18 protein-coding genes are annotated in these 21,561 nt (G+C 75.3%); 2 read left to right on the forward strand and 16 right to left on the reverse strand.

The genetic code is table 11. The annotated features are described in order from the left end of the window. The first annotated feature begins 21 nt into the window (after nucleotides 1-21). Nucleotides 22-2,592, forward strand: a complete 2,571-nt coding sequence (locus MCM47_RS13665; protein ID WP_238861829.1) for a beta-ketoacyl synthase N-terminal-like domain-containing protein — start codon at nucleotides 22-24, stop codon at nucleotides 2,590-2,592. 53 nt (nucleotides 2,593-2,645) lie between these two features. Continuing rightward, entirely contained in the window at nucleotides 2,646-3,596 is a 951-nt protein-coding gene (locus MCM47_RS13670) for a hypothetical protein (protein ID WP_238861830.1), read from the forward strand. A 121-nt stretch (nucleotides 3,597-3,717) separates the two neighbouring features. Here MCM47_RS13670 and MCM47_RS13675 read toward each other — a convergent pair whose 3' ends face one another. The 16 genes from MCM47_RS13675 to MCM47_RS13750 all read right to left on the reverse strand — a co-directional run bounded on the left by MCM47_RS13675 (nucleotide 3,718) and on the right by MCM47_RS13750 (nucleotide 21,515). After that, on the reverse strand, nucleotides 3,718-4,227 hold the full coding sequence (locus tag MCM47_RS13675) for a chorismate pyruvate-lyase family protein (RefSeq protein WP_238861831.1): 510 nt from the start codon (nucleotides 4,225-4,227) through the stop codon (nucleotides 3,718-3,720). Continuing rightward, on the reverse strand, nucleotides 4,224-5,636 hold the full coding sequence (locus MCM47_RS13680; RefSeq protein WP_238861832.1) for a class I adenylate-forming enzyme family protein: 1,413 nt from the start codon (nucleotides 5,634-5,636) through the stop codon (nucleotides 4,224-4,226). The genes MCM47_RS13675 and MCM47_RS13680 overlap by 4 nt, the downstream gene beginning before the upstream one ends. Continuing rightward, nucleotides 5,633-6,316 carry an HAD family hydrolase gene (locus MCM47_RS13685; RefSeq protein WP_238861833.1) on the reverse strand — a complete coding sequence of 228 codons (684 nt, stop codon included), beginning with the start codon at nucleotides 6,314-6,316 and terminating at the stop codon, nucleotides 5,633-5,635. Before MCM47_RS13685 ends, MCM47_RS13680 begins: the two co-directional genes overlap by 4 nt. Then, complete coding sequence (locus MCM47_RS13690) at nucleotides 6,313-7,380, reverse strand: nicotinate-nucleotide--dimethylbenzimidazole phosphoribosyltransferase (RefSeq protein ID WP_238861834.1); 1,068 nt, start codon at nucleotides 7,378-7,380, stop codon at nucleotides 6,313-6,315. The genes MCM47_RS13685 and MCM47_RS13690 overlap by 4 nt, the downstream gene beginning before the upstream one ends. Further along, nucleotides 7,373-8,674, reverse strand: a complete 1,302-nt coding sequence (locus MCM47_RS43235) for a glycosyltransferase family 4 protein (RefSeq protein ID WP_238861835.1) — start codon at nucleotides 8,672-8,674, stop codon at nucleotides 7,373-7,375. The genes MCM47_RS13690 and MCM47_RS43235 overlap by 8 nt, the downstream gene beginning before the upstream one ends. Further along, the gene (gene rfbG, locus MCM47_RS13700; protein WP_238861836.1) at nucleotides 8,671-9,831 is read right to left on the reverse strand and encodes a CDP-glucose 4,6-dehydratase; all 1,161 of its coding nucleotides are present in this window, start codon (nucleotides 9,829-9,831) and stop codon (nucleotides 8,671-8,673) included. Before rfbG ends, MCM47_RS43235 begins: the two co-directional genes overlap by 4 nt. Further along, the gene (locus MCM47_RS13705) at nucleotides 9,807-10,592 is read right to left on the reverse strand and encodes a sugar phosphate nucleotidyltransferase (protein ID WP_238861837.1); all 786 of its coding nucleotides are present in this window, start codon (nucleotides 10,590-10,592) and stop codon (nucleotides 9,807-9,809) included. Before MCM47_RS13705 ends, rfbG begins: the two co-directional genes overlap by 25 nt. Continuing rightward, the gene (locus MCM47_RS13710) at nucleotides 10,589-12,235 is read right to left on the reverse strand and encodes a carbamoyltransferase C-terminal domain-containing protein (protein ID WP_238861838.1); all 1,647 of its coding nucleotides are present in this window, start codon (nucleotides 12,233-12,235) and stop codon (nucleotides 10,589-10,591) included. Before MCM47_RS13710 ends, MCM47_RS13705 begins: the two co-directional genes overlap by 4 nt. A gap of 99 nt (nucleotides 12,236-12,334) precedes the next feature. Next, complete coding sequence (locus tag MCM47_RS13715; protein ID WP_238861839.1) at nucleotides 12,335-13,351, reverse strand: 3-oxoacyl-[acyl-carrier-protein] synthase III C-terminal domain-containing protein; 1,017 nt, start codon at nucleotides 13,349-13,351, stop codon at nucleotides 12,335-12,337. Next, on the reverse strand, nucleotides 13,348-14,349 hold the full coding sequence (locus MCM47_RS13720) for an isopenicillin N synthase family oxygenase (protein ID WP_238861840.1): 1,002 nt from the start codon (nucleotides 14,347-14,349) through the stop codon (nucleotides 13,348-13,350). The genes MCM47_RS13715 and MCM47_RS13720 overlap by 4 nt, the downstream gene beginning before the upstream one ends. Before the next feature lie 47 nt (nucleotides 14,350-14,396). Continuing rightward, nucleotides 14,397-15,656: a cytochrome P450 gene (locus tag MCM47_RS13725; RefSeq protein WP_238861841.1), complete on the reverse strand. Its 1,260-nt coding sequence runs from the start codon at nucleotides 15,654-15,656 to the stop codon at nucleotides 14,397-14,399. Continuing rightward, nucleotides 15,653-16,936 carry a daptide-type RiPP biosynthesis aminotransferase gene (gene mpaD / locus MCM47_RS13730; protein ID WP_238861842.1) on the reverse strand — a complete coding sequence of 428 codons (1,284 nt, stop codon included), beginning with the start codon at nucleotides 16,934-16,936 and terminating at the stop codon, nucleotides 15,653-15,655. The genes MCM47_RS13725 and mpaD overlap by 4 nt, the downstream gene beginning before the upstream one ends. A gap of 120 nt (nucleotides 16,937-17,056) precedes the next feature. Next, a complete protein-coding gene (locus MCM47_RS13735; protein WP_238861843.1) occupies nucleotides 17,057-18,169 on the reverse strand; it encodes a MupA/Atu3671 family FMN-dependent luciferase-like monooxygenase in 1,113 nt (370 codons plus the stop codon). 3 nt (nucleotides 18,170-18,172) lie between these two features. Then, nucleotides 18,173-18,463: a phosphopantetheine-binding protein gene (locus MCM47_RS13740; protein ID WP_238861844.1), complete on the reverse strand. Its 291-nt coding sequence runs from the start codon at nucleotides 18,461-18,463 to the stop codon at nucleotides 18,173-18,175. 159 nt (nucleotides 18,464-18,622) lie between these two features. Next, complete coding sequence (locus MCM47_RS13745; RefSeq protein ID WP_238861845.1) at nucleotides 18,623-19,918, reverse strand: aminotransferase class I/II-fold pyridoxal phosphate-dependent enzyme; 1,296 nt, start codon at nucleotides 19,916-19,918, stop codon at nucleotides 18,623-18,625. Then, nucleotides 19,905-21,515, reverse strand: coding sequence for an AMP-binding protein (locus MCM47_RS13750; RefSeq protein ID WP_238861846.1), 1,611 nt, complete (start codon nucleotides 21,513-21,515; stop codon nucleotides 19,905-19,907). Before MCM47_RS13750 ends, MCM47_RS13745 begins: the two co-directional genes overlap by 14 nt. Nucleotides 21,516-21,561: the final 46 nt, after the last annotated feature.

Raw genomic sequence — 21,561 nt, forward strand, 5'->3', positions numbered from 1 at the left:
GACCCAGACGAAAGGATCACCATGGCAGCCGATTCCCCGGACGGCGACCCGGCGGGTGCCGGACGGGTGCCCCCGATCGCAGCCGTGCGCGGCTACGTCCGCGCCGTCGTGGCGGAGGTCGCCGGGGTCCCGGTCGAGGAGCTGGCGGCCCCGGACGCCCTGCGCGAGCTCGGCCTCTCCTCGCTGGCCAGAATGAACGTCACCGTCCGGTTCGACCAGGACCTCGGCGACATCGAGCCCACCCTGACCTTCGAGTACCCGACCGTCGAGGAGCTGGCCGACCACCTCCTGGCGACCAGGCCGGCCGAGCTGGCCCGACTGCTCCCGGCGTCCGGCGCCGCGAGCGCCTCGCCGCGGGCCCGGCCGGACCGGAGCGACCGGCCGGACCGCACCGAGCACGCCGCACGGTCCGCCGGGGCGTCGTCGGGGGACATCGCCGTCATCGCGGTGACCGGCCGCTACCCCGGCGCGCCGGACGTCGAGGCGCTCTGGCGAAACCTCCGCGACGGGGTGCGCAGCACCGGCGAGGTCCCGGCCGACCGCTGGGACTGGCGCGCGTACTTCGACCCGCGCAGGGGCCGGCCCGACCGCACCCACGGTCGCTGGGGCGGCTTCCTGGACGGCGTCGCGGAGTTCGACGCCGAGCTCTTCCACGTCCTGCCGCTGGACGCGGCCCACCTCGACCCGCAGGAGCGGCTCTTCCTCCAGACCTGCTGGCACCTGCTGGAGCAGGCGGGGATGCTGGGCCCCACCACTCACGAGCCGGAGACCGGTGTCTTCGTGGGCAGCATGAACCACACCTACGGCAAGATCGGCGCCACCCGCTGGCCGCTCGGCGAGCTCACCGGCCCCAACTCCGCCCCGTGGTCGATCGCCAACCGGGTCTCCTACTTCTTCGACCTGCACGGGCCGAGCTTCGCCGTCGACTCGGCCTGCTCCTCCTCGCTCACCGCCGTCCACCTGGCCTGTGAGAGCCTGCGCCGGGGCGAGTGCCGCACCGCGATCGCCGGCGGCGTCAACCTGATCCTGCACCCGGCCCACCTGGTCGGGCTCTCCACGTCGTCGATGCTCTCCTCCGACGAGGCGTGCAAGGTGTTCGACGCGGCCGCGGACGGGTTCGTCCCGGGGGAGGGAGTCGGGGCGGTCCTGCTCAAGCCACTCGCGGCGGCCGTCGCCGACGGCGACCACGTCTGGGGCGTCATCAAGGGCAGTGCGCTGAACACCGCCGGGCGCACCTCGGGCTACACCGTGCCCAACCCGGCGCGCCAGTGCGACCTGGTCACCGCGGCGGCCGAGCGGGCCGGGGTCGATCCCGCGACCCTCTCCTACGTGGAGGCCCACGGCACCGGCACCGCCCTCGGCGACCCCCTGGAGATCGCCGGCCTGGCCCGCGCACTGGCCCCCGGGCGCCCTGCCGACCGGCCCTGCCCGGTCGGATCGCTGAAGGCGAACATCGGACACCTGGAGGGCGCCGCCGGCGTGGCCGGACTCACCAAGGTCCTGCTCCAGCTGAAGTACGGACAGCTCGCGCCCTGCATCGGGCTGGAGGACCTCAACCCCCGGATCGACACCCCGGTGGTGCGGTTCCCCCGGGAGACCGAGGCGTGGGTGGCGGCGCCGGGGGCGCCGCGGCGCGCCGGGGTGAGCGCCTTCGGGGCCGGTGGAGCCAACGCGCACCTGATCCTGGAGGAGTACCGGCCGGCCGCGACCGGGGTCGAGGAGGAGCCCGTCCCGGAGGAGGAGCAGCTGGTGCTGCTCTCCGCCCGCACCGGGGAGCGGCTGCGCGTGCTCGCCGCCGCCCTCGCCCGGTCCCTGTCCGAGGAGCCGGCCGGGCCGGCCGGGCTGGCCGGGCTCGCGTACGGCTCGCAGGTCGGCCGCCGGGAGCTGGCCGCGCGGCTCGCCGTCACCGCGCGCGACCGGGCCGGCCTCCGCGCCGCGCTGGAGGCCTTCGTCGCCGGGCGGTCCGCGCCCGGGCTGCGGACGGGTGCCGTGCGCACCGACGCCGGGCCCGGCGGCCTGCTCGACGACGAGGACGGGCGTACCTACCTGGACGCCCTGGTGGCCAAGCGACGGCTGGACCGGCTGGCCGCGCTCTGGGTCGACGGCGTGCCGGTCGACTGGACCCGGCTCTGGCCGGCGCCCGCCCCGCGCCGGGCGGCGCTGCCGCCGTACCCGTTCGAGCCGCGGCGTTTCTGGGTCGACCCGGCGGAACCGTTCGGCGCCCCGGGGGAAGCCGGCGACGAGGGCGGGTCCCGGGACGCGGCGGCGCCGGTCGGTGCGGTGCCGGACCCTGCCGCGGACGGCCCCGCCACCGCCGTCGAGGAGGTCCTGCGGCAGGTGGCCGCCGGCTTCCTGCTGATCGACCCCGCCGGGGTCGACGTCGAGGCCGACCTGATGGAGCTCGGCTTCGACTCCATCGCCCTGGTCCTGCTGACCGCCCAGGTGGGCGAGGCGTTCGGCATCGAGCTGGACCCGCTGCAGGTCCTGGACCACCCGACGCTGGCCGCGCTGCGCACCTTGCTGATGACGGAGCACCCGGAGGCCGTGGCGGCCCGGCCGGGCGTTCACGGCCTGCCCGGCACCGCGCGCTGACCACGCCCGGCGGCGCCGACCGCGCCCCGACCGACGAGAGAGTGGAGAACCCGATGCACGACCAGGTGGCGCAGCTGCCGGACCGCAGCCGGACGATCGAGGAGGTGGTCGCCCGGACCCTGCTGATCCCCGGCCGTCACCGGGACTTCGACGTCCCGCGGGCGATGCTGGCGAAGGCCTACGCCATCGACGCCGAACTGCTGGCCGACCTGCTCGACGCCGGCCTGCCGCACCAGGGCGGCGGCGAGGAGCTGCGGCTCAACTCGTTCGACCTGGAGAACGTGACCGTCGAGCTGGAGCTCAACTGCCCCAACTGGATGCTGATGAAGACCCTCGCCCGGGCCTTCGACGGCGAGCTCGGCAAGGACAGCAGCAGCGCGTACGCCTTCCGCACCACCGGCCGCTGCCCGGAGCCCGGCCACCCCGGCGAGTGCGAATTCGCCCCCAGCGCCATGCTGGACGCGACCCCGGGCTCCGGCGAGGTGACGTGGGACAGCCCGCTCTCCTTCACCCGCCGGGTCCGGCTGCCGGAGGAGGAGTACTGGTTCGACGACACCGCGCGGGCCCTGTTCGAGCCCGTCCACCGGCTGACCTTCCACCTGCTGCCGCACGAGCTGTCCACCGACGTCGGTTTCGCCCGCGAGACCGGGCTGGCCGACTGCCGGCTGGCCAGCCACGTCCTGCTGGCCGAGACCCGCGACGCCGGGGCGGAGGTCCGCGGCGCCAGCGGTCTGATCATGGCCGCGCCCTTCCCGCTCCAGCACATGTGGATCGAGGTCAGGACGGCCGACGGCTGGACGGCGGCCGACCCCTTCTTCCTCCGTACGCTGGCCGGCTGGCGGATCCTCGACCCGCGGGTCTGGCCGGAGCACCGCTCGCCGCGACGGATCTACTGGCCGATCGACGGTGCTCCCGCGCCGGAGGACATCGTGCTGGTCACCCACCGGGGCGAGCGGGCGTCGAGCTCCAGCCGGATCGTCAACTGGCAGCCGCAGCAGCCGTAGCGCTCGTGGAGGTCGAGGCGGCTCGGTCGGGCGCACCGGCCACCGCCGAGGGCCCGGGACCGTGCTGGTCCCGGGCCCTCGGCAGCCGTGCGGGCGGTCGCCCGCAGCTCCGCGCACCGGATCAGGCGCCCGCCCGCAGGGACTCGGGCGCGAAGTGCTCGTCGATCAGCATCACCGGGACCCCGCCGGCGAACACCCGGTAGCGCCGGGCGGCACCCGACCCGGCCGGGACGCTGTAGGAGAGGATCTCGCGGAAGGACTCCACCCGGTGCCGGCGCAGCAGCCGGCCGATCGGCTCCTCGCCGCCCAGCAGGTCGGCCCGGAGCGGCGCCGGCAGCGCGCCCGCCGCCAGCACGGTGGCCGCCCGGACGTACACCCGGCCCGAATCGGCCCCGACGAGGTGGGTGGTGCGCGACAGCAGCGGTCCGGCGGCGGGTGCCAGCAGCCCGGTGACGTCCTCCGCGGGCGGTGCGGGCGCGTGGGCGAGCCGGGCGGTGACGATGCGCTCGCCCACCACCTGTTCCACCAGCGGCGTCACGGTGCCGTCGCAGGTCAGGATCAGCCGGCCGACCAGGTCGAGGCGGGCCAGCTCCGGCGGCAGCGGGTGCGCGGGGGCCGCTGCGCGCCTCATCGGCCGGCCCCGGGGGCCAGCGCCTTGCCGGTGGCTGAGCGGGGGATCTCCGCGACCACGTCGATGCGGCGCGGCACCTGATGGGGGGCCAGCCGCTCGCGGCACCACGGGACCAGGTCGGGGGCGTCCGCGCGGAGCACCACGGCGGCCACCGGCACCTGCCCGTGCGCGGCGTCCGGGGCGGCCGTCACCCGCACGTCCGCCACCGCCGGGTGACGGGCCAGCACGCGCTCGACCTCGACCGGGGCGACCTTCTTCCCGGCCACGTTGATCAGGGTCCCGATCCGGCCGGCCAGCCGGATGCCGTGCTCGGTGGCGGTCCGGGCGAGGTCGCCGGTGCGGTACCAGCCGTCGGCGTCGAGGTCGAGCGGCACCAGGCCGTCCGGCCCGATCCGGCCGGCCGCCAGCGAGGAGGTCCGCAGCCGGAGTTCGCCGCTGTGCGGGTCGCCGTCGTCGAGCGGCACCACCCGGGCCTCGACGCCCGGCAGCGGTGCGCCCACCGCGCCGTCCTCCGCCTCCGCGGTCGCCGGGGCCAGCGTGACGGCGCCGGCCTCGGAGGAGCCGTAGCAGTTGTGCAGGCGGAAGGCGAACCGCTCGGCGATCGCGGCGGCCACGCCCGGGCCGAGCGGCGCCCCGGCCGACACGGCCGTGGCGAGCGGCGCCAGGGCGGACGCCAGCGTGCCGCCCGGGTCGGCGGCCTTGGTGAGCAGCGCGTAGTGGAACGGAAGGGCGACCAGGGCGCGGGCGCCGTCCGCCCGGACGGCGTTCGCCAGCTGGGAGGGCACCGAGCGCGCCGGGCGGATCCGCGCGGGGGCGCCGAGCGCCAGCGGGGCGATCAGGCCGTAGTTGAAGCCGTACGCGTGGAAGAGGGGAGCGGCGACCGTCACCGGTGCGTCGGGCCGGTAGCCGAGGAAGGTGCCGACCCGGCGCGCGTCCGCCAGCACGGCGGCGGCGGTGCGGACCACGCCGGTGGGCGTGCCCGTCGAGCCGGAGGTGAGGAAGACGTGGGCCCCGGCCGGGACTCCGGCGGGCAGCTCCGAGCGGCCCGATCCGGTGAGCCGCAACGGCGGCTCCGCGCAGAGCACGGTCGTCGGGCCGGCCGGCCCGTCCGGGTCGGTGTCGAGAACGGTCGGGACGACGGAGCCGGCGGGGGCGGGGGCCGCCGGGTCCTGATGGACCAGCGGGACGCCGGCCAGGTCGCAGCCGAGGACGAGGACGGCGTACGCGGCGGGCGCCGACAGCCGCGCGGTCACGGGCTCGTCGGGCACCTGCCGGCCGCGCAGCGCGCCGGCGACCCGCTCGGCGGCGGCGAGCAGCTCGCGGTACGTCCAGGCCCGGCCCCCGGCGACCAGTGCGGTGGCGTCCGGCGGGGCCGCGTTGCCGCGCACTGCTTCGACGATGCTGCTCATGGGCGGGCCTTTCGGAGGACTGCGGGGAGATCGTGGAGGGAGCGGAGGGTGCCGTCGGCGGGCGGGCCGTCGCCCGGCCGCAGGAGCAGGGTGGGGACCCCGGCCGCCGCGCCCTGCCGGGCGTCCGCGGGGCTGTCGCCGACGTAGTGCGCCCGGCCGGGCGCGAGGCCGAGCCGGCGCAGCGCCAGCAGCAGGCCCTCCGCTGCGGGTTTGGGGTGCGCGGCGTCCTCCCGGGCGACGGTCAGCCCGATCGGGAGACCCGACGCGTCGAGCAGGGCCTGGGCGTGCGCGCGCGAGCGCCCGGTGCAGATGCCCAGCGCCAGGCCGGCGGTCCGCAGCGCGGCCACCGTCTCCCGCGCTCCGGGCATCGCCAGCCGCTCCGCCGGCTCCTCGGCCAGCAGCCGTCGCAGCTCCCGGTCGTAGCCGCGCGCGGCTTCGTCGAGCAGGTCGGGCGGTACCAGGACGGCCAGGGTCTGCGCGTCGGTCGGCCGCTGCGCGGCGGCGAGGCGCGCGGCGCTCGGCTCGGGCAGGCCGACGGCGTGCAGGCTGCGCCGCAGGCAGCGCAGGTGCAGCGCCCAGGAGTCCACCAGTGTCCCGTCCAGGTCGAACACCACCCCGGCCGGTGCGTCCGCGGCACCGCGCACGGTATCGGGGCCGACCGGGGTGGCGGCCGCGGTCATCGGTGCTCCGTGAGGCCGGCCGAGGCGGCGGTGGGCGTCGCGTCGGCGACGGCGAGGGCCCCGTTGAGCAGACCGACGGCCAGGGCCGCGCCCGACGCCATGCCGAGGCGCATCTCCAGACGCAGCAGCGGAGGCTGCCCGAGGGCGGCCAGGACGTGCCGGTGCGAGGGCTCGGTGGACTCGTGGGCCGCGATCAGGTAGCCGGCCGCGGCCGGGCAGAGACGGACGGCCAGCAGGGCGGCGACGGCGGTGATCGCGCCGTCGAGCAGGACGACCTGGCGGCGGGCGGCCGCAGCGAGGATCACGCCGACGTTGCCCGCGATCTCGTAGCCGCCCAGAGCCGTGAGGGCGGCCATCGGGTCGTCGGGCCGCCCCGCGGACCGGGCGAGCGCACGCTCCACCAGGGCGGCCTTGTGCCGGACGGTGTCGTCGGGCACGCCCGAGCCGAGGCCGGTGACGTCGGCGGCCGGCCGGCCCAGCAGCCGGGCGGCGAGCGCGGCGGCGGCGGTGGTGTTGCCGACGCCGATCTCGCCGACGGCCACCAGCTCCACGTCGGCCAGCCGCTCGGCGGCGTACCGGGCGCCGGCCAGCACCGCCGCGACGGCCTGGTCGGGCGTCATGGCGTCCTCGACGGAGATGTCCCGGGTGCCCGGGCCGATCTTGTAGCGCTGGTCGCCGACCGGCTCGACCAGGCCGAGGTCCGCGGTCTCCACCCGGGCGGGCAGGCGGGCGGCCAGGATGCTGACCGGGGCCCGGCCGGCGTCGATGAGCCGCAGGACGCCGCCGGTCAGGCCGTGCCGGAACCGCGAGGTGCCGTGCACGGCGACGCCGTGGTCCCCGGCGAGCACGCTGACGGCGGCCGTCAGCGGGCCCGGCGCGGCGGTCCGGCGGATCGCGGCGACCCGCTGCACGAGGGTGTCGAGCTGCCCGAGGCTGCCGCCCGGCCGGGCCAGCGTCAGCTGCCGGACCTGCGCCAGCCGGGCGTACCGCCGCTCGGGAGCGGCCACGCCCGCACAGAGCGCGGCGACGCCCTCGCGGCCCGCCGCGGAGCCGGTCTCAGCCATCGGCCCGCTGCCCGGTCGCCGGCCGGCCGGCCGTCAGGCGTTCGCCGATCGCCGCCATGCCGCGGGCGAAGCGCTCGTTGGTGAAGCATTCGGTGATCCGCCGCTGCGCGGCCGCGCCCCGCAGCCGTGCCTCCTCCGGCCGTTCGAGCGCCCGGCGCAGCGCCGCCGCGAGGTCGGACGGGTCGAGGGTGCGGTCACCCGAGGGGCCGCTCACCGGGACGGGGTAGCCGTACTCGGGGCCGGGGATCAGCTCCCGCAGCGAGTCGACCGCGCTGGCCACCACCGGGTGGCCGAAGGCCATCATCTCGGCGCAGACGTAGCAGAAGGACTCCCACAGGCTCGGCACCACGTTGACGTCGGCCACCGACATCCAGCCGAGGGCCTCCTGCCGGGGCACGTCGCCGAGGAAGGTCACCCGCTCGGACAGCCCGGCCGCGGCGGCCAGCCCGCGCAGCTCCTCCTCCTCGGGGCCGACGCCCACCAGGGCCAGGTGCGGCAGCACCGCCCCGGCCGTGCCCGGCCGTTCGACCGCCCCCAGCAGCTCCAGCGCCCGGAGCAGTTGGGCGAAGCCCTTGACCGGGACCAACCGGCCGCAGCCGACCAGCAGCGGGGCGGGACCGAGCGCCAGCGCGCCCCGGCGCAGCGGCCACTGCGGGTCGCCGGCCACGGAGTCGATCTCCGCCGGGTCGACGCCGAGGTGGACCACGCTGTGCGGGGCGGTGCTCTCCGGGTAGTAGCCGGTGATCGCGTCGGACAGCGCCTGGCTGATGAACACGGTGTGGTCGCTGCCCAGCACCGACTTGCGCTCCAGCTCCAGCAGGTGTGACCGGTCGGCGGTCACCCCGCTGGTGACGCGGTGCTTGTCGCGGTCGTACGGGGTGATCGCGCGGAAGTCCTGGAGCAGGACGTTGACCAGCGGCACGCCGTGCCGGCGGGCGAACATCGCGGCCTCGGGGTAGCAGAAGAGGTCGGGCAGGGCGACCAGCGCCGGAGCGCCCAGCTCGGCGGCCAGCGCCTCGGCGGCCCGGTGGAAGCGCCGGTGGATCAGGAGGCTGTCGTCGGCGAGCCCGCTGCCCGCGTTGTAGACCACCTCGGTGCCGACCCGGTGCACCGTCACCCCGTCGACCCGCTCGCGCAGGTCCTCGGCCGCGCCCGGGCGGGAGGTGACCACGACGGCCTCCCAGCCCTCGGCCACCAGGCCTGCCGCGAGGTTGCGGGCGACGGTGCTGGTGCCCCCCACGGTGGTCGGCGGGTACTCCCGCGAGAAGACGAATACGCGTCGTGCGTCGGTCACTGCTGCCCGCCCGTCCGTTCGTTCTGGTTCTGGTGGTGCTGCCGCAGGCCCGCGGGGTAGTGCTCCCGCAGGAAGTCCCCGACCTGCCGCGCGGTCTGTTCGACGGGCGGGGTGCCCGCGGTCACCGCCCGGTGCCAGGCCACGACCGCGGCGGCCGAGCCGTCGAGGTCGTGGTGGTGCTGCCAGCCGAGGGCGGTGGCGGCCCTGCGGCCGTCCAGCCGCAGCAGCTCGTCCTCGGTGAACCGCGCCGCGGCGCCGTCCGGGGACACCTCGACCGCGGCCCCGCCGGCCGCGCTCCAGGCCGCGGTGAGGGCGTGCGCGAGGTCGAGCACGGTCGCGCCGTCCCCGGGAGGGGCGAAGTTGAAGACCTCCCCGCCGGCGACCGATCCGTCGGCCAGCCGGTCCGCCAGCAGCAGCAGGCCGTGTACGACGTCCAGCACGTGCTGCCAGGGCCGCACCGCGTTCGGGCGCCGCAGCCGGACCGGCCGGCCGGCGTCCAGGGCCGAGAGCAGGTCGGGCACCAGGCGGTTGGCCGCGCGATCGCCGCCGCCGATGATGTTCCCGAACCGCACCGAGGCGCCCCGGGTGGGGGCGTCCTGGTCGCGCAGCAGCGTCGCGTACGCCTCGAAGACCAGCTCGGCGGCGGCCTTGGAGACGCTGTACGGGCAGCCGCCGCCCAGCTCGTCGATCTCCCGGTACGGCCAGGCCCACTCCCGGTTGCGGTAGCACTTGTCGGAGGTGACGTGCACCAGCACCCCGGGGCGGCAGAGCCGGACGGCCTCCAGCACGTTGAGCGAGCCGGCGATGTTGGTGCCGAGCGTGCCGTGCGGGTCGGCCAGACCGACGCTGACCAGCGGCTGGGCGGCCAGGTGGAACACCGCGTCGAAGGGCTGCGCGGCCATGGTCCGGTGGACGGCGGCGAAGTCCCGGACGTCGCCGGTGACGATCCGCGCGCCCAGGCCGGCCAGGCCGGCGCTGCGGTCCCGGGTCTGCTCGTCGGTGTCCGCCGCGAATCCGGTCACCTCGGCGCCGAGCCGGAGCAGCGCAGTGGTCAGCCAGGAGCCGACGAAGCCGCTGTGACCGGTCACCAGGACCTTGCGGCCGATCCAACCGCCCTGCTCGGAGCCGGGGTTCAGACCCGGACGGGGGTCGGCCATGGGAAGCCCTCCTGTGCCGCCAGCGCCTCGGCGTCGACGAAGTCCTTGTAGGTGTCGAACGGCAGCCACCGCCCGTCGTGCACCACCGCGTCCACCTCGCCGCGCGCGGCGAGGGCCGGCAACACGTCCTCCTCCAGCCCCAGTTCGGGCGAGAGCGCGGCCAGCAGGCGGGGCGAGCAGGCGAAGTACCCGGCCGAGATCAGCGCCGGCTGGAGCGGCTTCTCGACGAAGGCGGTGACCTCCATGCCCGGCCCGACGACCAGCTCGCCGTACCGGGACCGGACCCGGGTGGCGGTCATCGTGACGGTGGCGCCGGACTCCTCCCGGCGCTCGGCGAGCCGGCCCAGGTCGAAGTCGGAGAGCACGTCCCCGTAGCCGAGCAGGAACGGCCCGGGGCGCAGGTGCCCGGCGGCGTCCAGCAGCCGGACGCACTTCTCCGCGTAGGGGCCGCTGTCCACCAGGGTGACCCGGATCCCGTCGGAACCCAGCCGCAGCCAGCCGGGGCCGGTCGCGATGTCCGCGGCGGGCAGCTCGCCGAGCAGCAGCTGCTCCATGGCCCGCGCGCCGTAGCCGGTGCAGAGCACGAAGTCGTCCAGCCCGAACGACCGGTAGTAGTCCAGGACGTGCAGGATCAGCGCCCGGCCGTCGGGCAGCGGGCGCAGCGGCTTCGGCAGGTCGTCGCCGTCGCTGCGCTGGCGCAGTCCGAGGCCGCCGCAGAGCAGGACCACCGTCGGGCGCCCGGGGAACGGCCGGGCGTTCACGCGGCCGCCTTGCGGATCACCAGGTCGTGCAGGACCAGCACGTCCAGGTCGGTGGAGAGGAAGCAGCGCAGGGCGTCCTCGGGCGTCTCCACGATCGGCTCCTCGTTGTCGTTGAAGGAGGTGTTGAGCAGCACCGGCACGCCGGTGAGCCGGTCGAAGGCGCCGAGCAGTTCGCACAGCCGCGGGTTGAGCTCCGGGGTGGCGGTCTGCAGCCGGGCGGAGCCGTCCACGTGGGTGACGGCGGGGATCACCGCGCGCTTCTCCGGGCGGACCTGCGGCACCAGCAGCATGTAGTGGGCCGGGACGGCGGAGGCGAAGTACTCGGTCTGCCGTTCCTCCAGGACCACGGGGGCGAACGGGCGGAACGCCTCGCGGTGCTTGACCTTGGCGTTGATCCGGTCCTTCATCGCGGGGTCGCGCGGGTCGGCGAGGATGCTGCGGTTGCCCAGGGCGCGCGGCCCGATCTCGGAGCGCCCCTGGAACCAGCCGACCACGGCGCCGTCGGCGAGCTCCCGGGCCACCGTCGCGCAGAGGTCCTCGGGGCGCTCCACGGTCAGCCGATCGGCCCGGGCGGCCACGGCCGCCTCGATCTCCTCGGCGGCGTACAGCCGGCCGAGGTAGGGCGAGAACAGCCCGGCGGCGGGGGCCCAGGGGTTGCCGCCCAGCGCGTGGTGGCCGTGCAGTGCGGCGCCGATGGCGGTGCCGTTGTCGCCGGCGGCGGGCACGATGTGCACCCGCTCGAAGGGCGTCTCCCGGAGGATCAGGTGGTTGGCGACGCTGTTGAGGGCGACCCCGCCGGCCAGGCAGAGGTCGGTGGCGCCGGTCTCCCGGTGCAGCCAGCGGGCCAGCTCGACGACGATCCGCTCGGTGTTGGCCTGGACGGCGTACGCGAAGTCGGCGCGGACCTGCTCGGCGGCCTCCGCGCCGACGGCGCGGGCGAGTTCGCCGGCGATCAGGGCGCGCACGGCCTCCTGCTGGGCGAGCGACTGGCGGAAGTCGCCGTCGGTCAGGTCGTACAGCCCGGCCAGCGCCTCGACGTAGCGCGCAGTGCCGTACGGGGCCAGGCCCATGGTCTTGCCGGGGGCGCCCATGCCGCCGACGGTGTGGAAGCCGATCTCCTTGGAGACCGCCTCGTACATCCAGCCGATGGAGTTCTCGTAGGTGTCGTCGAGCCGCTGTTCGGCGGTGGCGATCCGGCCGGTGATGCCGCGCAGCAGGGTGAGCCCCCGGGCGTCGCCGGTGTAGAAGCTGATCGTCTCGCCGTGCCGCTCGCCGTCGCGTTCGACCTCGGAGCCCCGGCCGTCCATCACCATGACCGCCGCCCGCTGGAACGGAGAGGTGTAGAAGGTGCTGGCGGCGTGCGAGAGGTGGTGGCCGATCCACTCGATCCGGTCGCGGTAACGCAGCGAGTACACCGGGTTGAGGAAGTCGTTGGCCACGATCAGGTCGACGTCCTCCGGCCCGAGGCCGGCCTCGGCGAGGACGTAGTCCGCCGCCAGGCAGCGCTGCAGGCGCGGCCCGAGGCCGAAGGCGATCTTCACCCGGGTGAGGCGTTCCTCCTCGACCGCGGCCACGATCCGGCCGTCCTCCACCAGGCAGGCGGCGAAATCGTGGTGGGACCCTCCGAGTCCGAGAATGCGCACGGGGGTTGTTCTCCTTACTAGTTCGGACACGCGGTGCGGGATCGGCGGCGCGGCCGGCGCCGGTGCTACGACGGCTCGGCGACGCCCGGCGGTATCCGCTCAGACGCGCAGCAGGGTGCAGGCCCAGTGCATGCCGTTGCCGGTGCTGGTGAGGGCCACCGGCTCGCCCGCGGGGAGCGCGCCCGCCTCCAGCAGCCGGCCGAGGCTGAGCAGTTGGTCGGCGCAGCCGAAGTGGCCGTGCTCCAGGGCGATGGCGGCGTTGGTGCGCTCCAGCGGGACGCCGTAGTCGCGCGCGGCCTCGGCGAGGCCGTCCGCGGTGCCGTTCATGTGCAGGACGTGCCGGACGTCCTCGACCGGGACGCCGGCCCGCCGGCAGGCGGCTGCCAGCACGGCCAGGTTGTTGTCCCTGGTCAGGCGCATGAAGCGGAGCTTGGCGCGCAGGTCGCCGCCGAGGAACGCGTCCATCAGGGCCACCGGGTTGCCGAGTACGCCGGGGTCGGGGTGCTCGGGGGTGACCGGCCGTGCCGCGCCGCCGCCGGGCAGGAACGCGACGTCGACCCACCGGCCGTCGGTGATCACCTCGGTGGCCAGCCAGCGGCACTGCTCGTGCCCGCGCCGGAGCACGGCCGCGACGGCGCCGTCCGAGGTGATCGCGGTGCTGGACTCCATCCGGTTCCAGTACTGCTCGCAGACCCGGTTGACGGTGATCAGCAGGGCCGTCCGGTAGTCCGGGTGGGTGGCGAACTTGCCGGCGGCGGCGTCGAACCCCATCACCCCGCTGCTGCACGCCTGGTTGACCAGCAGGGCCTCGGCGCGCAGGGCGCCCAGCTTGGCCTGTGTGGCGGCCGCAGGGTCCCAGTAGAGGTACTCGGGCACGTCCGCCATCGCCAGCACGACCAGGTCGACTTCGTCGGCGGCCACCCCGGCACGCTCCAGCGCGTCCCGGCCCGCCCGCTCGGCGAGGTCGGTCAGACCGACGCCGTCCGGCGCGCGGTGGAAGCGGCGGTAGCCCCAGTCCCGGATCCGCTTGAGGTCGCCGGTGTAGCGCGGGGCGTGTTCCTCGACCTCGCAGGGCTCGCCGAGGGCGTAGCCGAAGGCGGCGATCCCGTACGTCACGGCGCCGCGTCCAACCGGCCCATGCTGCGCAGCACGTACGCCCGCCGGGACTTCGACAGGAAGTAGTCCCCGGAGCGCACCGGGGGGTGGTGCGGCGGGTCGTCCGGCCCGGTGCAGGTGGGGATGCACGCGATCTCGGCGTCCGGGTTCGCCTGGTAGAAGAAGGCGATCGAGATCCGGTCGAGGTGCTCCTGTTCCGCGGGCGGGTTGACCACCCGGTGCACGGTGCTGGCCCAGCGGTCGTTCGTCCAGCGGGTCATCAGGCGCCCGAGGTTGACGACGAAGGAGCCGGCCAGCGGCGGCACGTCCAGCCACTGCCCGTGCTGGTCGCGGACCTGGAGGCCACCGGGCGCGTCGTCCTGGTAGAGGACGGTGAGGCTGCCGAAGTCGGTGTGCGGGCTGTTGCGCAGCTTGTCGTGGGCGACTCCGGTGCGCGGCGGGTAGTAGTTGACCATCATCGGCGTCATGTGCCGGTCGAACTTGTCGTCGAACCAGGTCTCCGGCAGCTCCAGCCCGAGCGCGAACAGCCGCATGATCTCCCGGGACAGCCCGGCGGCGGCCTCGTAGTACGCCAGGAAGGCGTCCCGGAAGCCGGGCTGGTCCGGCCACCGGTTGGGGCTGTCCAGGCCGGGGAAGCGCCCCTCGGTCCGCTCGCCGAGCAGGCTGCCGCCGAACAGCTGCATCCGGTCGTTGGCGCTCCAGCCGTGCTGGAGCGGGTCCTCGAAGTCGTTGGCGGCCTGCTCGCGGACCTCCGCGGGCCCGCGGAAGAACGCGCCGGCGGCGTCGTACAGGTCGGTGACGGTGGCCTCGGGCACGCCGTGGCCGACCACGACCAGGAATCCGCTGGTCTCGCAGGCCCGGCGCACGGCCTGGGCGACGGCGGCCCGCCGCTGCGGGTCGGCCGGCTCCTCCAGCCCGAGGTCGATGACGGGCACGTAGCCGTGCAGCAGGGTGATGCCGTCCGCGTCCGGCTGGACGGCGGGATCTGTCGTCGGCATGCCGGGCATCCGACCCCCCTCCGTTGGTAGTGGTTCCCGGTGACGGGTCACCAGGTGACGTTCAGGTTCCGCAGGCCGTAGATCAGCATCTCGGCCAGGAAGGCGGGTTCGGCCTGCGGTTCGGCGAGCCGGAGCCCGGGCAGGCGCCGCATCAGCGCGGCGACGGCGAGCTCGGTCTGGGTCTGGGCGAGGAAGCTGCCGAGGCAGCGGTGGATGCCGTGCCCGAAGGCCAGCTGGCTGCGGACGCCCCGGGTGAGGTCGAAGCGGTCGGGCTCCTCGAAGACGGACCGGTCCCGGTTGGCGGTGGCCAGGTGCACCACCACGCCGTCGCCGGCCCGGATCAGCCGGCCGCCGAGCTCGACCTCCCGGGTGGCGACCCGGGCGACGCCGTGCTGGACCAGCGTCCAGTAGCGCAGCGCCTCGGCGACCGCCGGGCCGGCCCAGCGCTCCGGGTCCTCGCGGACCAGGTCGCCCTGCCGCCGGTCGGCGAGCAACGACAGCACGGTGAGCGAGAACAGCCCGGCGGTGGTCTCCAGCCCGGCGACGACGATCAGGTTGGCCACGCCCACCAGCTCGGCCATGGTCAGGACGTCGTCGTCCAGGCTGCGGGCGAGCCGGCTGAAGAGGTCCTGGTCGGTGCCGGTGCGCTTGGCGGTGAACAGCTGTTCCAGGTACTGGTTCATCTTCCCGGCCGCCAGGACCCGCTGGGCGACCGTGGCGTCGTGGGTCTGGAGGTCGCGGGTGCAGGCGAGGAAGAAGTCCCGGTCGGCGAGCGGCGTGCCGAGCATCTGCGAGGCGCTGAGCGCGGGCAGCGGGACGGCCAGGGCGGAGACGAGGTCCTGCGGGCCGCCCGCCGCGGTCATCCGGTCGATCAGCTCCTCGGCCGAGGCGGCCAGCGCTGGCCGCAGGGCGCGGACCCGGGAGCCGCTGAACTCGGCGGCGACCAGCTGGCGCAGCCGGGTGTGCTGCGGCGGGTCCATGGAGAGGAAGTGGCCGGGGACGGTCCGCTTGGAGGAGAGCGGGAAGGCCGGGTAGCCGGGCAGGGTGGAGTCGGAGCTGAAGCCGTGGTGGTCGGCGAGGACGGCCCGCGCCTGCTTGTAGCCGGTCACCAGCCAGGCCTCGCCGCCGTAGCTGAGCGGTACCCGCCGGATCGGCTCGCCCTCCTCGGTCCGGTACTCGGCCGGCGGGTCGCAGGGCTGTGCGCGCGCTACCGGGAAGCTCCAGCCCACCGCGGCGGCGGTCGGCCGGCTCGGGTCCGCGGCCGGGGCCGGGGCCGGGGGCAGCGTGTCGGTCGGTGCGTCGGTCATGCGCCGGTCGCCTCCCCGGCGAGCAGCCACTCGGCGGCGCGGTCGAGGCCGCTGCGCAGCGCCGCGGCGAGCAGCTCCACGTCGGCGGCCTGGTACACCAGGGCGGGGGCGAGCTGGAGGCGGCTGGGCCCGGCGGACACCAGGGCCCCGGCCTCCCGGACCTCCTCGACGACCTGCCGTACGGCCTGCTCCGGCAGGTCGTCGCCGTTGACGCCGAGCCGTAGCGCCCGGAAGCAGCCGAGGCCGTTGTCGCCCGCGACCAGCGGGTGGGCGGCCAGCTCGGCGAGCAGGCCGTCCAGCGCGGCGGTGACGGCGGCGGCCTGCTCCAGCGCCTGCAGGCGCTCCATCTCCTCGATGGTGGCGAGGATCGCGGCGCAGGTGGGGGGCGCCCCGGCCTGCGTCTCGGCGTGGGTCAGGGCGGCGTCGTGCCGGTCGAAGACGTCGCAGACGGCGTGCGAGACGACCACCGCGGCGGCGGCGCAGGTGCCGTTGGTCATGCCCTTGGAGGCCAGCATGATGTCCGGCGGCTCCGGCCAGTTCTGCGAGGCGAAGTAGGAGCCGGTGCGGCCGAAGCCGGTGGCGACCTCGTCGGCCACCAGCAGGAAGCCGTACTCGGCGCGGAGGCGCGCCAGCGCGGCGAGCATCGGTTCGGGCAGCGGCAGCGCCCCGGTGCCGAGCACCGGCTCGACCACCACGGCGGCGATCTGCTCGCCCTCGGCCCGCAGCAGTTCCTCCAGCTCGGTCGGGTCCTCGTGGCTGACGTGCCGGATCAGCCGCTGGTCGACGCCGTAGTAGCTCTGGCCCAGCGACATGCCGGTGAGGCCGTGGCTGCCGTACGTCAGACCGTGGTAGCTGCCCTTGAGGCCGACGATGACTCGGCGCCGGAACTGGCGGTGCAGCGCCCAGTACTGACGGGCCAGCTTCATGGTCAGGTCGTTGGCCGCGCTGCCGGAGGTGGAGTGCACCACCCGGCCGAAGTGCTCGGGGCCGCAGACGTCCAGCAGGGCCCGGGAGGCGGCGACGGCGGGCTCGTGCCCGGAGCGGAAGAGCGAGAAGTAGGAGGTCTCCAGCAGCGCCGTGTGGACGGCCCCGGCGACGGCGCGGTTGCCGTAGCCGAGGTTGACGTTCCACAGGCCGCTGGTGGCGCACTGGCGCCACCGGCCGTCGGCGAAGAGCACCCGGGTGCCCTCGGCGCGCACTGCGGAGTGCTCCCGGCGTCCGAACGTGCTGGGACGCTCCAGGAGTTCCCACAGCGGATAACGCCCGGAATTGTTGCCCACGGATTTCCCCCGACGTGCTGGTAGGTGCGGACGGAACTCGGCGCCCGCCGCCGCGCACGGAATTCGCGATTACGCGTGAAGGCGCGGCGAAATGACTCTGATCATGTACCGTACAAGAGATCAGGGGCGCTGACCAGCCCTGTTCTGCCCGGTGCCGGGAGAATTCCCGGAATATTCGCCGGCCGGCGCCGGTACGGCGATCCGCCGGCGCAGTTCGGCGAGGTGCTCCAGGCCGTCCAGCACCGCATCGGCGGGCAGGCCGAAGTCGATCAGGCAGGCGATCTCGTCGACGCCGGCCCGGCGGTACCCCTCGACCAGTTCCTCGGCCCGCTCGACGGTGCCGAACAGCCCGCTGCCCTGCCGCAGGTAGCGCTCCACCGCCGGGCGGACGGCGGTCCGGGCGCGGGCCGGGCTCCAGGAGGCCGCTTCCGCGGGTCCGAACAGGGTCAGCGCGCTGACCAGGTACTCCTGCAGCGGCCCGCGCACCTCGGCGGTGACGGCCTCGGTGTCGGTGCCGAGCCGGGTGTGCACCATCAGGACGACGTGCCCGTCCCCGGCGTGCCCGGCCGCCGCGTACGCCTGCCGGTACTCCGCGGTCCGCTCGGCCAGGCCGGCGAGGTCCTGGCCGGCCAGGTGCGTCAGCACGCCGACCCCGGCCCGGCCGGCCGCCCGGAAGGTCTCCGGGTTGCCCGAGCTGGTCAACCACATCGGCAGCTCGCCGCGGACCGGCAGCGGGTAGATCCGCGGGCCCTCACCCCGGCCGTCCGGGTCCGGCAGGCGCTCGCCGCGCCAGAGCCGGCGCAGCGTGTCGATCGACTCGACCACGGTCCGGGCGCGGTCGGCGAAGCCTTCGGGCCGGAGCACGAAGTCGTCCTCGTTCCAGCCCGAGGCCAGCGACAGACCGGCCCGGCCGCCGGAGAGGCCGTCCACCACCGCCCAGTCCTCGGCGATCCGCAGCACGTGGTGGAGCGGGGCGACGACGCTGCCCGCCCGGATCGCGATCCGCTCGGTGCATGCCGCGACGGCGGCGCCGGTGACCGCCGGGTTGGGGTAGTTGCCGCCGAACCGGTGGAAGTGCCGTTCCGGCGTCCAGACCGCCGTGAAGCCGTGCGCGTCGGCGAACCGGGCGCCCTCCATCAGGAGCCGGTAGCGGCCCGCCGGGTCGGGTCCGGTCCCGCCGCCGGTGCCGGCGCCGTCGGCGTCGTCGGCGAAGTAGAAGAGGCTGAGGTCCACCGCTCAGTTCCCCGGGTGGCCGGCGCGTCGCAGCCCGGCGGCGACGATCGCGCTGATCCCGTCGATGCTGCCGAAGGACGGGTCCGCCAACGCGTCGTCGTCGAGCTCCAGCCGGAACCGCTCCTCGATGTGGTTGATCAGGTGCACGGTGCCCAGCGAGTCGAGGTAGCCGGAGGCGAAGAGGTCGACCTCCCGGGTGAAGTCGGGGTCGCCGTCCTCAATCCGGCCCTCCGCCCGGACGAAGCGCTCCAGGATCTCCGCAACGGCGGCGGCGTCCACGGCGGATTCCGCCACGGATCCTCCGGTGGATCCCGCGGATCCCGCGGATCCCGCGGATCCCGCGGATCCCGCGGATCCCGCGTATCCCGCGTATCCCGCGGATTCCTGGGATTCCTGGGATTCCACGTCGCGGGCGGTGGTGATGGTTTCCATGCTTTCCCTGCCTTGCTCGGTTCAGTTCTTCGGGGCGCGGTTCGGCGCGGTTCGGCGGAGCGTCGACGAACCGTTCGCGGTGGCCGTTTCGAAGGCCGCGCGCAGGCTCCGGGCGACTTCCCCGAAGCGCTCCGGGCCGACGTTCAGGGCCAGCCGGAAATACCCTTCTTCGTGGAACAGCGACGACGGCATCGCGATCACACCTCGGCGGGCGAGGAGTTCGGTGAACTCCCAGTCGCCGAGCCCGCCCGGGCAGCCGGCGTAGAGGAACGCCGTCGCCTCGCCGGGGACGACCCGGTAGCCGAGGCCGGTCAGCAGGGCGCGTAGCGCCTGCTGGTCCTTGCGCAGGGCGGCGCAGTCAGGGGTGAGGCCGGCGATCCGCTCGACCAGCCGCTGCATCAGCGCGGTCGGTGCACAGTGTCCGAGGGAGCGCAGTGCCCGTTCGGCGCGCACCCGGACCTGCGCGGCGTGCGCCAGCCCGGGCCCGAGGGCGAGGTAGCCGGTGCGCTGCCCCTGGAGCGACCAGGCCTTGCCGTAGGAGTAGAGGCTGACGGTGTCCGGGTACAGCCGCATCGGGCTGGTGAACGCCGTGCCGCCCCAGTTCTGGTCGCGGTGCACCTCGTCGCTGATCAGCACCGGTCGCCGGCTGTGCCGGGCCCCGGCCGTCTCCAGCACCCGGGCGAGGGAAGCGAGTTCACCGGCGTCGTGCAGGACGCCGGTGGGGCAGACCGGCTGGCTGATGATCACTCCGGCGGTCCGCGGCCCGAGGGCGGCGGCGAGCGCGTCGAGGTCCAGCCGCTTGTCCGGCCCGGACGGCACCGCCGTGGCCCGCAGCCCCAGACGGCGCAGGTACAGGAAGTAGTCCATCCAGCAAGGGGTCACCACCAGCACCTCGTCACCGGGGACGAACAACGCGGCCAGCGCGGTGTTCAGGGCGGCGGTCGCGCCCGGGGTGAGCAGCAGGTCGCGGTACCCGAGCGCCACACCGGTCCGGGTGGCGAGCGCGGCGGCCGCCTTGCGCCGGGCCACCGTGCCTCCGCCGAACGGCGTGTACTGCAGCGCGTCCTGATCGGTCCCCTCGAGCAGCCCCCGCAGCAGCTCGAAGGCGCGCGGGTCGCGATGGACCAGCGGGTTGGGGTAGGAGAGGTCGATGACGCCACCGGATCGCCGCAGGGCGGCGGCGTGCAGCGCGCCGAACCGCTCCAGCGGCTCGGCGAGCAGCGCTTCCTCGTCCGCGGCGGTCACGGTGGTCGCGGCGGCCACGGTGTTCGGGGCGGTCACGGTGCTCCCGGCGGCCACGGTGTCAGTCGCGGTCACGGCCGCCTCCCCTCGGTGCGGCCCCGGCCGACGCGGCGGCGTCCGGCCCGCCCGCGTACCTGGCCTTGACCAGGGCGCGGTCGGCCTTGCCGGAGCCGGTGCGCGGCAGCGTCTCCATCACGTGGAACCGGTCCGGCTGCTGGTAGCCCGGCAACCGGGCACGGACGTGCGCGGCCAGGTCGTCCGGCCGGAAGGTGGCCGGGTCGACCGGCACCACCGCGGCGACGATGCCCGGGTCCGGCTCCCCGGACGCGTCGGCGAAGACCACGGCCGCCGAGAGCAGCCCCGAGGCGAGCAGTCCGGCCTCGATCTCGCTCGGATTGACCCGGAACCCGCGCGACTTGAACTGCTCGTCGCGCCGGCCCAGGTAGCTGAGGAACCCCTGCTCGTCACGGCGTACGTAGTCCCCGGAGTGGACCACGTACTCCGTCACGGCGCCCTCGGGCGCGAACGGGTACGGCCGGAACACCCGCGCGGTCGCCTCCGGGTCACGCCAGTACCCGGCGGCCACCGTCGGCCCGCGGTGCACCAGTTCACCTGTCTCGCCGGGCCCGCACCGGCGCCCGTGCTCGTCGAGCACGAGGATCTCGGTGTCGGGGACCGCCCGGCCGATCGAGTCGGGGCGGGTGTCGACCAGCTCCGGCGGCAGGTAGGTGGAGCGGAACGCCTCGGTGAGCCCGTACATGAGGTAGACGTCGGTACCGGGGTGGGCGGCACGGATCCGCGCCAGCGTGCCGGTGCGCAGCGCCCCGCCGGTGTTGGTGACGTACCGGAGGTCGGGCAGGTCCAGGTCGAGGAACGGCGAGGGTCGGTTGACCAGCAGCTCCCAGAGCGGGGGGACGCCGGCCAGGCCGGTGATCCGTTCGTCGGCGAGCTCGCGGCAGATCCGGGGTGCGAACACGGCGTCGCCGATCACCAGGGTGCCGCCCGCCCAGAAGGTGGCGAGGACCTGGTTCAGCCCCGCGTCGAAGCTCCACGGCAACAGCGACAGGGTGCGGTCGGCCGGGGTGAGCCGCAGGTAGTCGGCGACGATCCGGGCGCCCGCGACCAGGTTGGCCTGGGTGACCATGACGCCCTTGGGGCGGCCGGTCGAGCCGGAGGTGTAGATGAGCGCGGCGAGGTCGCGCCCGGTGGGGCCGGCCGTCGCGCCGCCCCCGGGCAGGAGGGGGCCGCCCCGGCCCCGGCCGGTGGCACCGACGGGCGCGTCGGGCACGGCGGCGTCGAGCACCGGGACCTCCCCGGCCAGATCGCCGAGCAGCCCCCGCAGCCGCCCGCCGGTCACCACCGCCTTCGCGCCGCTGTGCCGGACGATGTGCTCGATCTGCTGGGCCTTCAGCGAGTCGTTCACGACGACGGCCACCGCGCCGAGCCGCTGGGCCCCGAAGAACCAGGCCAGGCACGCCACCGAGTTGGGCAGCAGGATCGCGACCCGGTCGCCCGGCTCCACACCGCGCTCGGCAAGGGCTGCGGCTGCGCCCTTCGCGAGCACCGACAGGCCGCGGTAGTCCAGTGCCTCCCCGCGGTGGCGCACGGCGGGGCTGGCGCCGTGGGTCACCGCGCGGACCGCGAGCAGGTCCGCGAGGGTGAAGATCTCCATCGTCCGACTCCAATGACGGGCGGGCCGGCGGCGACCCGCCGGCGAT

It is taken from the genome of Kitasatospora sp. A2-31, from assembly GCF_022288725.1.
Lineage (GTDB): Bacteria > Actinomycetota > Actinomycetes > Streptomycetales > Streptomycetaceae > Kitasatospora.